We start from the raw sequence: 12,847 nt of genomic DNA on the forward strand, positions 1-12,847 counted from the left end.
GCTGCTCTCCCGCCCGCTGACGACGCAGTAGAGGCTACTGGTGGGTAAGTCCGGTGTCACGGCACTGGTGGGAGGGGGCTTCGCGGGCGTCCTGCCAGGCGGCGGCCGGCGACAGTTCGAACCACGTCGTCTTGCCGGTCGCCGTCAGGTCCGAGCCCCAGGCGTCGCTGAGCAGGTCCAGGATCTCCATGCCGCGCCCGCCCTCCGCATCGGTGTCGGTGACGCGCCGGACCGCGGCCCGGGAGCTGATGTCCTCGACCTCGCACCGCAGGTGCCCCTCCGCGACGCGCAGGTTCATCCGCACCGGACCGCGTGCGTGCCGCAGGGCGTTGGTGACCAGTTCGCTGACCAGGAGTTCCGCCGTATCCGCGAGGTTGCCAAGGCCCCATGAACGCACCTGAGCCGTGGCCAGCCTGCGGGCGCGGCCCACCGAGGCCAGCTCGTGCTCCAGCGGCCAGGAGGCGTCCCGGGCGGAGGCGCGTCCGGCCGGAGCGTGCAGGGGGCGCACGGGCTCCAGGGTGCGTGACCACAGCCTGAGCTGCCGGGCGAGCCAGGACGCTGAGGTGCGCGTCCCGTCTGTGCCGATGGCCTGGGCGGCGGCCATGGTGATCATTCCCTTCCGCTGTCGGGAGTGTGAGGCGCGAGAGTCTTTCCTGTAGCACCCGCTACGTCTATCAAATATACATGTAGCGGGTGCTACGGTAAATACGCTGGCAAAAGTGATAAATGCGGACTTCGGGAGAGTGTCATGCCGCGACGGGCCGATGCCGACAAGCGGCGGGAACTCCTCGACCGTGTGCGGGAGTACGTGGTCGCGCACGGCCTGGCGGATCTTTCCCTGCGGCCGATGGCCAAGGCGCTGGGCACCAGCGACCGGATGCTCCTCTACTACTTCGGCAGCAAGGAACGCCTGGTCGCCGAGGCACTCGCCCTGGACGCGAGCCGGCCGATCCTGCGCTTCCGCGAGGTCCTCGCGGTGGCCGGCACGCCCCGGGACGCGGAGGGGATGCGACGCCTGGCGGAGGCGCTGTGGCGGGAGATCCGCAGCCCCGAGCGCCTTGCGCTGTTGCCCCTGTACTTCGAGATGATGGCCGCCGCCATGCTGAGACCCGAGCGCCACGGCCCCCACATGTACGGACTGGTCACCGAGTGGACCGAGCTCATCGCCCCTGTCTTCGAGGGCCTGGGTATGGCAGGGGAGCGTGCGCGCATCGAGGCATCCCTCCTGGTGGACGCCGTCTTCGGACTCCTGCTCGCATTCCTCGCGGACGGTGAGGAGGAGCGTGTGGACCCCACGTTCCGCACGCTCCTGGACCGCCTCGAAGCCGGCTGGCGTGCCCCGGACCGCGCCCCGGGGGCCGCCGCCGTCCCGTGACCCCGGGCCGGGTTCACGCCCCGGCCAGTGCCTCCTCCGCCGCCTGCAGCGCCGTCTCGCGGTCGGCCGGGACGAGGCCCACGCGGGTGCGCCGGTCGAGGAGGTCGCCGGTGTCGAGGGCCCCCTCGTGGCGTACGGCCCACACCAACTCCGCGCGCGTGACGGGGTGACCGGGCACGACCGGCTCCCGCAGGGCGGGATCGGCGGCCCCGAGGGCGTGCACGGCGGGGGCCTCGGTTCCGTAGCGCTGCACCAGGCGGCGCGGGGCCCGCAGGCCGGTGAGCACGTGCGGCGCTGCGGCGCCCACGAGCGGCAGCGACGTGGTGCGGCAGGGGGCGGTGCCGAGCCCGCGGGCCGTGACGGCGGCGTCGACCGCGTCCTGGGCCATGCGGCGGTAGGTCGTCAGCTTGCCGCCGACGACGGTCACCACGCCCTCGGCGGAGGTGAGCACCGCGTGCTTGCGCGAGATGTCGGCGGTACGGCCCGAGCCATCGGCGGAGGTGTCGAGCAGCGGGCGCAGTCCGGCGAACGCCCCCACCACGTCGTCGCGGTGGACGGGGACGTCGAGCGCCGTGCCGAGCACGTCGAGCAGGAAGCCGATGTCCGTCTCGGGCACCTCCGGCACGTCGGGGACGGCTCCGTCGACCGGCTCGTCGGTGAGCCCCACGTACACCCGGCCGTCGCCCTGCGGCAGGACGAGCACGAACCGGTTGGACTCCCCGGGGATCGGTATGTGCAGGCCTGCGGGCAGGCCGCCGAGGCCCTCCGAGCGCAGCACGAGGTGCGTGCCCCGGGACGGACGCAGCCGTACGCCGTCGACCAGGCGGCCCGCCCACACGCCGGAGGCGTTGACCACCGCACGGGCCCGGATCGTGTGCTCCTCGCCGGTCAGCTCGTCGCGTACGACGGCGCCCGAGCCGCTGAGCGAGACCGCGCGCACCCGCGTCAGGACACGCGCCCCGTGCGCCGCGGCGGTCCGGGCGATCGCGGTCACCAGGCGGGCGTCGTCGGCGAGTTGGCCGTCCCAGGACAGCAGGCCGCCGCGCAGCCCCGCGGTGCGCAGGGCGGGGGCGAGGTGCCGGGTCTCCACCGCGGACAGCCGGCGCGGCGCCGGGAGAGTGGCCCGCGCCGTCCGCGCCGACAGGCGCAGCGCGTCGCCGGCCCGGAAACCGGACCAGGCCAGTGCGGCCTGCCCGCGCGAGACCAGCGGGGTCAGCGGCAGCACGAAGGGCTGGGCGCGGACGAGGTGGGGGGCGGTGCGCTCCATCAGCACGCCGCGCTCCACCGCGCTCTCGTACGCGACGTCCAACTGGCCGGAAGCCAGGTAGCGCAGGCCGCCGTGGATCAGCTTGGAGCTCCACCGGGAGGTGCCGAAGGCCAGGTCGTGGGCGTCGATCGCGGCGACCGACAGCCCGCGGGACGCCGCGTCGAGGGCCGCGCCCGCGCCGGTGGCGCCGAGGCCCACGACCAGGACGTCCACCTGCTCGCCGGCGGCCAGTTCCGCCAGTTCGCGGGCGCGCCGCGCGGCGCTGAGCGAGGACGCGGGGGAGGGGGCCGGGCTGTTCATGGAACTCATGGGGCTCGTGGAACTCATGGGGCGAGGGTCCTCTCCAGGATGTCCCGCAACTCCCCGAGGAAGGCCGCGGAGGTCAGGTCGGGGTCGTCCTCGTCGGTCATGGTGCGCAACGAGAGCGTGAACGACTGGACGACCAGCAGCACGGAACGGGCCTGCCGGGTGACGTGACCGGCGCGGACCGAGCCGTCGGCGTGGCCCTCCTCCAGGGCGCCGGCGATCCGTTCCAGCAGTGCGTCCTGGCTGGCGCCGCGGCGGTCCAGCACATAGGGGAGGAGCAGTTCAGGGTCGACGTCGAGGATCTTGACGAACAGCGGGTGGCGGCGGAAGGCGCGCACCCCCGCCACCAATCCCTCGACCATGTACGTCCGGATGCTCGTGCCCTCGTGCCGCTCGGGCATCGCGTCCACCGCGACCGAGACCCACTCACGGGTCATCAGGTCGCCGACGAGCGTGCGCACGTCGGGCCACCGCCGGTAGAGCGTCATGCGGGACACGCCGGCCCGGCGGGCCACGTCGGTCAGGGTCGTGCGGCGGACGCCGACGGCCAGGACGCAGTCGCGGACCGCGTCGAGCACCGGGTCGCTGTCCGAGCTGTTGTGACGAATAGGCGCCATGTGTCACAGTGTAACGCCCTGTGGGGGACGCAGGAGACGGCACCCCCAGAAACGACCGGTGAGGACGAGCCCGTGGACATGTTGTGGAGCGGCTGGGGCGACCCGGCCAAAGCGGCCCCGCTGCCCGACACCGTGATCGGCCTGCTGCGCGATCTGCTGGGCGTCAAACCCCGCGGCGCGGAACCCGCCGCCCTGGAGGACGTCGCCGTACCCGGGTCCCCCCTCACCGACGAGGCCCGGCAGGACCTCGCCGACTGCGTGGGCGACCCGGCCCACGTGCGCACGGACGCCGAGACCCGGATCCGCCACACGCGCGGCAAGTCCACCCCCGACCTGCTGCGCATCCGCGGCGGCGACGTCGACGACACCCCGGCGGCCGTCGTGCTGCCCGCCGGCCACGACGAGGTCCTGGCCGTCCTCGCCGTCTGCGCCGAACACGGCCTCGCCGTCGTCCCCTTCGGCGGCGGCACCTCCGTCGTCGGGGGCCTCGCCCCGCAGGGGCGGCGCCCCTTCGTCGCCCTGGACCTGCGCCGCATGAACCGTCTGCTGTCGCTGGACCCCGTCTCGCGGACAGCGATCCTGCAGCCGGGGCTGCGCGCCCCCGACGCGGAGGCGCTCCTGGCCGAACAAGGCTTCACCCTGGGCCACTTCCCCCAGTCCTACGAGTGGGCCACCATCGGCGGATTCGCCGCCGCCCGCTCCAGCGGCCAGGCCTCCGCGGGCTACGGCCGCTTCGACGAGATGGTGCTGGGTCTGACCGTCGCCACCCCGCGGGGCACCCTCGACGCCGGCCGCGCCCCCCGCTCCGCGGCCGGCCCCGACCTGCGCCAGCTGATCCTCGGCTCCGAGGGCGCGCTGGGCGTCATCACCTCCGTGACGGTGCGGATCCGCCCGCTTCCCCAGGTCAAGGTCTACGAGGGTTGGCGCTTCGCCTCCTTCGCCGAGGGCGCCGCGGCCCTGCGCCGGCTCGCCCAGGACGGCCCCCGCCCCACGGTGCTGCGCCTGTCCGACGAGACCGAGACGATGGTCGGCCTCGCCCAGCCCGACGCGATCGGCTCGGACGGGGCCGCGTCCGCGGGCTGCACGGCGATCGCCGGTTACGAGGGCACCGCGGAGGACACCGCCCTGCGCCGGGAGCAGGCCGCGGCCGTACTGCGCGAGTGCGGCGGCGCGTACCTGGGCGAGGAGCCCGGCGAGCGCTGGGCCCACGGCCGGTACTCCGCCCCCTACCTGCGGGACTCGCTGCTCGACGCGGGCGCCTTCGCCGAGACCCTGGAGACCGCCACCTTCTGGTCCCGGATCCCCGAGCTGTACGACTCCGTGCGCGATGCGCTCACCGCGACGCTGGCCGCGGCCGGCACCCCGCCGCTGGTCATGTGCCACATCTCGCACGTCTACGAGAACGGCGCCTCGCTCTACTTCACGGTCGTCTCGGCGCAGGGCGAGGACCCCGTGGCGCACTGGACCCCCGCCAAGGAGGCCGCCAACGAGGCCGTCCTCGCCGCGGGCGGCACCATCACCCACCACCACGGCGTGGGCACCGACCACCGCGACTGGTACGTCCGGGAAGCGGGTCCGCTCGGCATCGAGGCCCTGCGCGCCGTCAAGGACGCGCTCGACCCCGACGGGCTCCTCAACCCCGGCATCCTGCTGCCCACCCGCTGACCCCGTCCCGCCGTCCCGCCGTCCCGCCGATCCGCCGTCCCCGGAGGCACACCCATGCGACAGTTCACGGCCGTCGTCAACCCCACCGCCGGGGGATCCACCGGGGCGGCAGCCGTCCTCCCACTGGCGAAGCTGCTGCGGGAGGCGGGCGCGGAGCTGGAGACCGTGTGCAGCGACAGCCTCCGGCACGCCCAGGACCTGGCGCGCCGGGCCGGCGAGCGCGGCCGCGTCGTCCTGGCCGTCGGCGGTGACGGCATCGTGGGCGGCATCGGCGGCGCCCTCAGCGGGACCGGCACCGTCCTCGGCCTCGTCCCCGCAGGCCGCGGCAACGACTTCGCGCGCGCCCTCGGCCTGCCCTCCGGGCCCGCCGAACTCGCCAGGATCCTGCTCCGCGACGAGCCGCGCGCCGTCGACACCATCGAGGTCGAGTCGGCGGTCCACGACCGGACCGTCGTCCTCGGCAGCGTCTACGCAGGCGTCGACGCGGTCGCCAACCACCACGCCAACACCGCCCGGCTGCTGCGCGGCCCGGCCTCCTACTACGCCGGCGGGCTGCGCGCGGTGGCCGGCTGGCGTGCCGCCGCCTACCGCGTCACCGTCGACGGAGTCGTCCACGAACGCCGCGGCTACACCGTCGTCGCCGCCAACTCCGGCTACTACGGATCCGGCCGGGCCATCGCGCCCGGCGCCCGGGTCGACGACGGGCTGCTCGACGTCGTCATGATCCACGACGCGCCGCGCCGCCTCTTCTTCGCGCTGATGAACGAACTCAAGACCGGTGCGCACGTGGAGCGCCCCGAGGTCGAGATCGTGCGCGGCAAGGAGATCCGCATCGAGGCCGACCGCGCGATCCCGTACGGCGCGGACGGCGAGGTGGAGGCCGCCCTCCCGGTCACCGCGCGGATCCGCCCGGGCGCACTCCGCGTGCTGTGCTGATCCCCGCCGTGGGTAGGCTCGCCCGGTGCCCGAAGACGCCTACCTCGCCGCGGTCCGGGAGTCGTACGACACCGTCGCCGCCGACTACGCCGCACAGGTCAGCACCCCGGACGGACTCGACCCGCTCTCCCGCGCCATGCTGGCAGCCTTCGCCGAGACCGTGCGCACGGCCGGCCGGGGCCCGCTGGCGGACCTGGGGTGCGGCCCCGGCTACGTGACGGCGCACCTCGCCGGGCTGGGGGTGCGCGCGTACGGGGTCGACCTGTCGCCGCGCATGGTCGAGCTGGCCCGGCGGGCCCACCCGCACCTGCGCTTCACCGTGGGGTCCATGACCGCGCTCGACATCGGCGACGGCGAACTGGGCGGCGTCCTCGCCTACTACTCCACCCACCACACGCCGCCCGAGCTGCTGCCCGTCGTCTTCGCCGAGTTCCGCCGCGTCCTGGCACCCGGCGGCCACCTGATGCTCGCCGGCTGGGTGGGCGAGGACGAGCACCTGTGCCCGGAGCACGCGTACGGCGGCCACCCGGTCTCGTACGGGCTCCACATGCTGCCGGCCCCGCGGATCGCCGCGCTGCTCGAGGAGGCCGGTCTCACCGTCACGGCACGCCTGGTGCAGGAGCCCGGTGCGGGCACGAAGCGCGCCGTCGCCACGTTCCTCGCGGAGAAACCCGAACGCCCCTGACGGCCGGGCCCCTTCCTGCGTCACCCCGCGGGCGGACCGATGTCCAGTCCGTTCTCGTCCAGGGCGTCGGAAGGCGGCGCGGGTCGACGCTGTTCCACGTCAGCGAGAGCTCGTCCGGCTCGTTGTGGTCGGCCTCGACCTGCTCGCCGGCGAAGCCGACCACCGCGTCATCCTGCCAGAGCCCGCGCGGCGGGCTTGAACCGGCCGTAACGGGAGGTCATAGCGTTGTCGGCGTGATCGGGAACGACGACGACCGGCGTCTGTGGAGCATCGGCGAGGTGGCCCGCGCCACCGGCACGACCATCCGCACGCTGCGCCACTACGACGAGATCGGCCTGCTCGGGGCGAGTGCACGCACCGCCGCCGGACACCGCCGCTACACCGAGCGGGACGTGCGCCGGCTCTACCGGGTGCGGGCACTGCGCGCGCTCGGGCTCCCGCTGGACGAGATCCAGCGCGTCCTCGCGGACAGCGGGGAGGACCTGGGGTCGATGCGCGACCTGCTGACCGCACAGCTGTCCGCTCTGGAGGCGCACGCCGCGCGGATCCGCCAGCTCACCGCGCAGCTCCGCGGGCTCCTCGGGCGAATCGAGGGGACGTCGATGCCCGATCCCGAACAGTTCATGACGACCTTGGAGTTGATGTCCGTGTTCGAGACCCACTTCACCGCCGGGCAGCGGGAGCAACTGGCCGCACGACGGGCCGAGATCGGCCCGGAGGGCGTCGAGGCCGCGAGGACCGAGTGGACCGGGCTCGTGGAGGCGCTGCTGTCGCACGTCGAGGCGGGCACGCCCGCCGACGACCCGGAGGTCAGGACCCTGGTCGGTCGCTGGGACGCCGTGGGGAGCGGCTTCCACGCCGCGGGTGAGGACGGCGAGGCGACCCGGGCCGCCGCGCGGCGGCTGTGGGACGAGCGCGGGGAGGAACTCGCGCGGAACCTGCCGTGGCCCCCGGACCGGATGCGGGCCCTGCTGCGGTACGTGGAGGAGGTTCGCGAGGCCGACTGGGGCGTGTCTGACAAATAGCGCCGTCCGCCCGGAGGGCGGGGCTCGTGGCGGCTGGTGCGTGCTATCGCAAGGCGGAGGATCGGCCTCGTACTGGACGTACGTGGACGACTCCGACAACGCAGCGAGGTGCCCCCACCGCCCGAAGGGCGGGCCCAGCGGCTCCCCCAGCTCCGCTGGGAGGTGCCCCCAGGTGCGGTCCATCCAGGCGATCCGGTGCAGGCCGTGCCGGGTCAGGATCCGGTGCACTGTCGAGGCCGGCATCCCGAGAATCGGCCCGATCCGTGCCGGACCGAACTTACGAGTGGTCCGCAGGTGACAGACCTGGGCCTCCATGGCGGCCGGTGTGCGGTGGGGGACGGTGTGAGGCCTGCTCGTACGGTCGTGCAGGCCGGCGTCGCCCTCGACCCGCCAGCGGCGGACCCACTTGTGAGCCGTGGCGCGCGATATCCCCATCTCAGCCGCGACATGAGCGACCGGTCGGCCCGAGCAGACACGCTCGACCAGCAGCCGCCTGCCATGAACGGTCAGCCGGGCATTACGGTGGGACACGAAGACCTCCGGTGTGGTGCGGTCCTAGACAGCTCCACCACACCGGAGGTCTTCGCCTTGATCAAGCCCGGACCGGTGTCAACAACGCTCGTGATCAATACACCTAGGCTGGAACGTCGGCCGGTTGCGGGAGGGAGACCGATGGACGGGATGTCGCGAGGGCCGGACGGCCCGCTCTCACGCGGTCCGGGCGGGGCGGCCGGAGCGCCGCGGGGACGGCTGCACCGGCCCGGTGATCTCAGCGTCTCCCCGGGACCCGACCGGCACCACTACTGGGCCCTGCTGCCCGCATACGTCCGCGCGCGCATGGCGCACGGGACGGGCACCGTCCTGGAGTGGTGGGCGCACGCGGCGGTCGGCGGCGGGGTCCAGGCCGTGGTGCTCGGCACCGAGGGCCTCGGCGTGGCGGAGCCCGCCGAGGGCCCGGGCCTCTCGGTGCGCACCCTGCGGCTCGACCCGGACTCCTTCGTCACCCGGCCCTTCCGGAGCGGCCCGGCGACCCCCACGGCACGCGCCGCCGGTCTCGGGGCCGCCGCCTCGCTGCTCTCAGGACGGGCGGCGCCCACGCCTTCCCCCGCGGCACCCGACGCCGAGGGCGCCGAACCCGAGCTGACCAGGGAGGCCCGGGACTTCCTCGGCAACCTGCCCCCGGGCGCCCAGCGCTTCCTGCAGCAGCCCTTCCTCGGCGAGGACCGGCACGTCACCACCCGGTGGTACTTCTACGAGCAGCCCGTGGCCGGAGGCCCGTCGGAGATGTCCGTCTGGTGCCACCTGGAGGGCCGGCGCACGGTGACCTTCCTCTCCGGAACCCGCCGGCTGCCGCAGGGCGCCGATCCCGCACAGGCCACCTGGTCGGTCGTGTGCCGCCGTGCGGCGGTGCTTCCCCCGGCGGGCCCCTGAGGCCTCCCGTGCGGAGGCGTTTCCGGATGGCCGCGGTGACGCCGTAACATCCGCTGGAGAGGGATGAACGCCGGAAGGGACGCGATGGGCCTGGACGAATCCGTGGCAGCCCGTGCCGAGGACGTGGCGCTCACCCGGGCCGCGCAGGCGGGTGACGTCACGGCGCTCGGTCTCCTCCTGGAGCGTCACCGGGCCGGCATGCGCGCCGTCGCCCTGAGCGTCCTGGGCCCGGGGCCCGACGTGGACGACGTGCTGCAGGACGCGGCGCTGACGGCGTTGCGCCGCGTGGGCGACGTCCGTGATCCCGCCGCGGTGGGGCCGTGGCTGCGGATGATCGTCCGCAACAACGCCCGCTCCCTGCTGCGCGGCACGGCCCCCACCAGCCCGGTCGACGACCTCGTCCTGCGCGCGGCGGACTCAGGACCCGAGCGGTGGCTGGAGTCCGCCGCGCTGCGGGACTGGATCTGGGAGGCCATCGAGCAGCTCTCCCCGACGCTGCGGCTGCCGCTGGTACTGCGCCACTTCACCACCGGCGTCAGCTCGTACGAACAGATCGCCTCGGCCTGCGGGCTTCCCGTCGGCACCGTCCGCAGCCGGCTCAGCCAGGCCCGGGCCAAGCTCGCCCAGGCACTCGCCGAGACCGCGGACGGCGCCCACGACGACAGCACCCGGCGCACCAGGGCCAGCAGGACCGAGGCCCACGAGACCCTGGCCGCGGCCGAACGCGGCCACTTCGCCGGCTTCCTGCGGGAACGCTGGTCACCCGAGGTCGGCCTGTTCAGCGGGAGGGAGCGGGTGGGGGGCAGGGGCCTGCTGATCCGCGGCATGGACTCCGACCTGACCGCCGGGGTCCGCCAGCGCCTCGTGCACGCCGTCGCCGGGCGCTCGCTGACCGTCTGGGAGATGGACATCGTCAACCCGCCGGACAACCCGGGGCACTGCCCACCCGCCGTCGCCTGGCTGATGACCCACGACGCCACGGGCCGGGTCAACGGCCTGCGCCTGCACCACCCCCGCCCCGTGCCCGTACCCGGCGCCGCGGCCGCGTGAGCCGGGCCGGGGCGGGCGTCCGGGGCGGGGTGGCCGCGCCTCAGCTGTGGAAGCGGATGTAGCCGTCGCCGTCCGCGTCGGAGCCGCGCTTGGTGTACGCGTGGACGTCGGAGCGGCTGCCGGAGGGCTTGTAGAGGTAGATCGTGTCGCCGTCGTTGTTCCACATGAAGTTGCAATTGGCGCGGTAGACCACGTTGTTCTTGTCGGAGTCCGTTCCGCGGCCGCCGCGCAGCTTCACGTAGTCGCCGGGCTGGAGGTAGTGGTTCGCCGTGAAGACGAAGCGGTTGCCCGTGGCGTCCTTGACGACGTAGCCCTTGAGGTTGACCGCCGCCGCGGCCGAGTAGTTCTTGATCGTCAGGTACTCCGCGCGGGTGTTGCCGGAGGAGCAGTTGTTGGAGTCCCGGCCGGGCGCGTCGTACTGCGCACCGCGGATCTTGAGGGCGGAGCTGTACTCCGCGGCGTGCGCCTGGACCGGTGTGAGGACGGCGGTCCCACAGGCCGCGGCGAACGCGGCCACGCGGATACGGACGTGCTTGGTCATGGGAATCCCCCCTGTTGGGACGGGGCCGCGCGCGCTCCGCCCCGCCGGGAGCGCGAACCATGCGCGCCGCCCCGCCTGCCTGCGCCGGGTCTCCGGCCCCCGTCGGCGCGTCTTGCGAGGTATCAAACCATTCCAGGTGAACCCGGAGCGGGGCTTTCCGTGACGTGGCGTCCGAAGCGAAGCAACCGGTCGACAACGGGCGTATTCCTTCAGGCAGTCGCTGGTGCCGGGGTCGTGCACCGCCGCGGCGCGGGGCTGCCAGGATGTGCGCATGAACGAGAACGATCACGGGCGGGACGAACTGCTGGCCGCCGCGGTGGGGCTGCGCGAGCGCGGGGAGGCGGAGGCGGCGAGGGAGCGGCTGGTCGCCCTCGCGGAGCGGTTCCCGGGGGACGCGGAGGTGGCCTACCAGGCGGCGTGGGCGCACGACGTACTGGGCCTGGAGGCGGAGGCGGTGCCCTTCTACGAGCAGGCCCTGCGCGGAACGGGGCTGTCGGAGGACGACCGGCGCGGCGCGCTGCTGGGCCTGGGCAGCACCTACCGGATCCTCGGGCGGTACGACGAGGCCGTCCGCCTGCTGCGCGTGGCCCTCATCGACTTCCCCCACGACGGCGCGCTGCGGACCTTCCTGGCGATGGCCCTGTACAACACCGGCGGACACCGCGAGGCGATGCGGCTCCTGCTGACGCTGCTGGCGGACAGCAGCTCCGATCCGGACATCGCACGCTACCGGCAGGCCGTCGCCTACTACGCCGAGGATCTCGACGCCACCTTGTGAACCCTGGGCGGGCGCGGCTCCCTCGTGCCGCATGCCGGAACGGACGTCCGCCACCGGCACGTCGTTGAAGGCCCCCGTCGACGTGGGGTGGTGATGCCGTGCCACAGGGCGAGGCCGACGGTTCTGATCGGCTCCTGTTCGTCGATGCTCACGGGAGCGGCGCCGAGACACCGGCCAACCCGGCGCCGGGCGGCGGAAACAGCGCAGCAGGCGGCGATGATGCCGGTCATAGCATCCGCCGATGGGCACCCCGGAGTCGCCGGTGTTCTCCCCGTGCTCTTCCAGGCGATCGCAACGTGCCTCGATGCGCGACGTGATCATCCGGAATTCGGCACGGCGCATAGAGCGCTCGGTGAAGAGAACAGGGTTGGAACATGACTTCAGCAGACCTGGGCGGCGACGTCGCCCTCGTGACCGGGGCGACCAGCGGGATCGGCGCGGCGACCGCGGTGACGCTCGCCGGGCGGGGCGCGCACGTACTGGTCGCCGGCCGTGACGGCGGACGGGGCGAGGCCGTGGTCGCCGAGATCAGGGGGCGCGGCGGGAAGGCCGACTTCGTCGCGGGCGACCTGGGGGACGCCCGGTCGGTCCGAGCGCTCACCCGCGAGGCGGTGGCGCTCGGCGGGGGCAGGGTCGACATCCTGGTGAACAACGCGGGCGTCTACCCGTTCGGGCCGACGGAGCGGACACCGGAGAGCGACGTCGACACCGTCTACGCCCTCAACGTCAAGGCGCCGTTCTACCTGGTCGCCGAACTCGCGCCCGCGATGGCCGGCCGCGGCCGCGGCCGCGGCGCGATCGTCAACGTCAGCACCATGGTCGCCGACTACGGCGCCGCGGGCATGGCGCTGTACGGGTCGAGCAAGGCGGCCCTGAACCTGCTCACCAAGTCGTGGACGGCCGAGTATGGACCGCGCCGGGTCCGGGTGAACGCGGTGGAGCCGGGGCCGACCCGGACCGAGGGCACCTCCGGGATGGCGGATGACCTCGCGGCGCTCGCCTCCGGTGCCGCAGGCCGGGCGGCCTGCGGCACCGGAGGAGATCGCGAGGCCATCGCCTATCTGGCCAGCCACGCGGCGAGCTTCGCGCACGGCGTGGTGCTGCCCGTGGACGGCGGGCGCACGGCGGTCTGACCTCCGTCCGCGGCATCGCCGCACCCTGAGGCCGTGCC

The 12,847-nt window shown here is 74.0% G+C and carries 13 protein-coding genes and 1 pseudogene; 9 read left to right on the top strand and 5 right to left on the bottom strand.

Annotated features, from left to right (window positions below; all coding sequences use genetic code 11):
- Nucleotides 1-34: 34 nt before the first annotated feature.
- Nucleotides 35-613 (bottom strand): ATP-binding protein, encoded by a 579-nt coding sequence (locus tag ABZ312_RS12480; protein WP_500332289.1) that lies wholly within the window; start codon nucleotides 611-613, stop codon nucleotides 35-37.
- Between the two features lie 135 nt (nucleotides 614-748).
- Between ABZ312_RS12480 and ABZ312_RS12485 the strand changes: the two genes are divergently transcribed.
- Nucleotides 749-1,375, top strand: a complete 627-nt coding sequence (locus ABZ312_RS12485; RefSeq protein ID WP_500332288.1) for a TetR family transcriptional regulator — start codon at nucleotides 749-751, stop codon at nucleotides 1,373-1,375.
- A 13-nt stretch (nucleotides 1,376-1,388) separates the two neighbouring features.
- On the opposite strand, the gene ABZ312_RS12490 is transcribed toward ABZ312_RS12485, so the two are convergent.
- Both ABZ312_RS12490 and ABZ312_RS12495 read right to left on the bottom strand, forming a co-directional pair.
- The gene (locus ABZ312_RS12490; RefSeq protein WP_500437548.1) at nucleotides 1,389-2,969 is read right to left on the bottom strand and encodes a glycerol-3-phosphate dehydrogenase/oxidase; all 1,581 of its coding nucleotides are present in this window, start codon (nucleotides 2,967-2,969) and stop codon (nucleotides 1,389-1,391) included.
- Nucleotides 2,966-3,565, bottom strand: a complete 600-nt coding sequence (locus ABZ312_RS12495; RefSeq protein ID WP_500332287.1) for a TetR/AcrR family transcriptional regulator — start codon at nucleotides 3,563-3,565, stop codon at nucleotides 2,966-2,968. The genes ABZ312_RS12490 and ABZ312_RS12495 overlap by 4 nt, the downstream gene beginning before the upstream one ends.
- Before the next feature lie 72 nt (nucleotides 3,566-3,637).
- Here ABZ312_RS12495 and ABZ312_RS12500 point away from each other — a divergent pair, with 72 nt between their 5' ends.
- From ABZ312_RS12500 to ABZ312_RS12515, 4 genes are all read left to right on the top strand, one after another.
- The gene (locus tag ABZ312_RS12500) at nucleotides 3,638-5,230 is read left to right on the top strand and encodes an FAD-binding oxidoreductase (RefSeq protein WP_500332286.1); all 1,593 of its coding nucleotides are present in this window, start codon (nucleotides 3,638-3,640) and stop codon (nucleotides 5,228-5,230) included.
- 54 nt (nucleotides 5,231-5,284) lie between these two features.
- Entirely contained in the window at nucleotides 5,285-6,166 is an 882-nt protein-coding gene (locus tag ABZ312_RS12505; RefSeq protein WP_500332285.1) for a diacylglycerol kinase family protein, read from the top strand.
- Nucleotides 6,167-6,191: 25 nt separating this feature from the next.
- Nucleotides 6,192-6,851 (top strand): class I SAM-dependent methyltransferase, encoded by a 660-nt coding sequence (locus ABZ312_RS12510; protein ID WP_500437550.1) that lies wholly within the window; start codon nucleotides 6,192-6,194, stop codon nucleotides 6,849-6,851.
- Between the two features lie 233 nt (nucleotides 6,852-7,084).
- Entirely contained in the window at nucleotides 7,085-7,876 is a 792-nt protein-coding gene (locus tag ABZ312_RS12515; RefSeq protein WP_500437551.1) for a MerR family transcriptional regulator, read from the top strand.
- Nucleotides 7,877-8,035: 159 nt separating this feature from the next.
- Here ABZ312_RS12515 and ABZ312_RS12520 read toward each other — a convergent pair.
- Nucleotides 8,036-8,407 (bottom strand): annotated as a pseudogene (locus ABZ312_RS12520) (leucine zipper domain-containing protein); the annotation flags it as partial.
- Between the two features lie 141 nt (nucleotides 8,408-8,548).
- Here ABZ312_RS12520 and ABZ312_RS12525 point away from each other — a divergent pair.
- Together ABZ312_RS12525 and ABZ312_RS12530 are read left to right on the top strand one after the other, a co-directional pair.
- Entirely contained in the window at nucleotides 8,549-9,307 is a 759-nt protein-coding gene (locus ABZ312_RS12525; protein ID WP_500437553.1) for a hypothetical protein, read from the top strand.
- 63 nt (nucleotides 9,308-9,370) lie between these two features.
- Complete coding sequence (locus ABZ312_RS12530) at nucleotides 9,371-10,357, top strand: RNA polymerase sigma factor (RefSeq protein ID WP_500437555.1); 987 nt, start codon at nucleotides 9,371-9,373, stop codon at nucleotides 10,355-10,357.
- A gap of 40 nt (nucleotides 10,358-10,397) precedes the next feature.
- On the opposite strand, the gene ABZ312_RS12535 is transcribed toward ABZ312_RS12530, so the two are convergent.
- Nucleotides 10,398-10,898 carry a lamin tail domain-containing protein gene (locus ABZ312_RS12535; RefSeq protein WP_500437557.1) on the bottom strand — a complete coding sequence of 167 codons (501 nt, stop codon included), beginning with the start codon at nucleotides 10,896-10,898 and terminating at the stop codon, nucleotides 10,398-10,400.
- Nucleotides 10,899-11,169: 271 nt separating this feature from the next.
- Between ABZ312_RS12535 and ABZ312_RS12540 the strand changes: the two genes are divergently transcribed.
- Together ABZ312_RS12540 and ABZ312_RS12545 are read left to right on the top strand one after the other, a co-directional pair.
- A complete protein-coding gene (locus tag ABZ312_RS12540; protein ID WP_499509355.1) occupies nucleotides 11,170-11,676 on the top strand; it encodes a tetratricopeptide repeat protein in 507 nt (168 codons plus the stop codon).
- A gap of 374 nt (nucleotides 11,677-12,050) precedes the next feature.
- Nucleotides 12,051-12,809: an SDR family NAD(P)-dependent oxidoreductase gene (locus ABZ312_RS12545; RefSeq protein ID WP_500437558.1), complete on the top strand. Its 759-nt coding sequence runs from the start codon at nucleotides 12,051-12,053 to the stop codon at nucleotides 12,807-12,809.
- The last annotated feature ends 38 nt before the right edge of the window (nucleotides 12,810-12,847 follow it).

This window comes from Streptomyces sp. NPDC006207, assembly GCF_040613835.1.
Lineage (GTDB): Bacteria > Actinomycetota > Actinomycetes > Streptomycetales > Streptomycetaceae > Actinacidiphila.

Excerpts from the sequence above, each read along its gene's own strand:
- ABZ312_RS12480 (WP_500332289.1), bottom strand. The coding sequence starts at position 613 with ATGATCACCATGGCCGCCGCCCAGGCCATCGGCACAGACGGGACGCGC.
- ABZ312_RS12485 (WP_500332288.1), top strand. The coding sequence starts at position 749 with ATGCCGCGACGGGCCGATGCCGACAAGCGGCGGGAACTCCTCGACCGT.
- ABZ312_RS12490 (WP_500437548.1), bottom strand. The coding sequence starts at position 2,969 with ATGAGTTCCACGAGCCCCATGAGTTCCATGAACAGCCCGGCCCCCTCC.
- ABZ312_RS12495 (WP_500332287.1), bottom strand. The coding sequence starts at position 3,565 with ATGGCGCCTATTCGTCACAACAGCTCGGACAGCGACCCGGTGCTCGAC.
- ABZ312_RS12505 (WP_500332285.1), top strand. The coding sequence starts at position 5,285 with ATGCGACAGTTCACGGCCGTCGTCAACCCCACCGCCGGGGGATCCACC.
- ABZ312_RS12525 (WP_500437553.1), top strand. The coding sequence starts at position 8,549 with ATGGACGGGATGTCGCGAGGGCCGGACGGCCCGCTCTCACGCGGTCCG.
- ABZ312_RS12530 (WP_500437555.1), top strand. The coding sequence starts at position 9,371 with ATGAACGCCGGAAGGGACGCGATGGGCCTGGACGAATCCGTGGCAGCC.
- ABZ312_RS12535 (WP_500437557.1), bottom strand. The coding sequence starts at position 10,898 with ATGACCAAGCACGTCCGTATCCGCGTGGCCGCGTTCGCCGCGGCCTGT.
- ABZ312_RS12540 (WP_499509355.1), top strand. The coding sequence starts at position 11,170 with ATGAACGAGAACGATCACGGGCGGGACGAACTGCTGGCCGCCGCGGTG.
- ABZ312_RS12545 (WP_500437558.1), top strand. The coding sequence starts at position 12,051 with ATGACTTCAGCAGACCTGGGCGGCGACGTCGCCCTCGTGACCGGGGCG.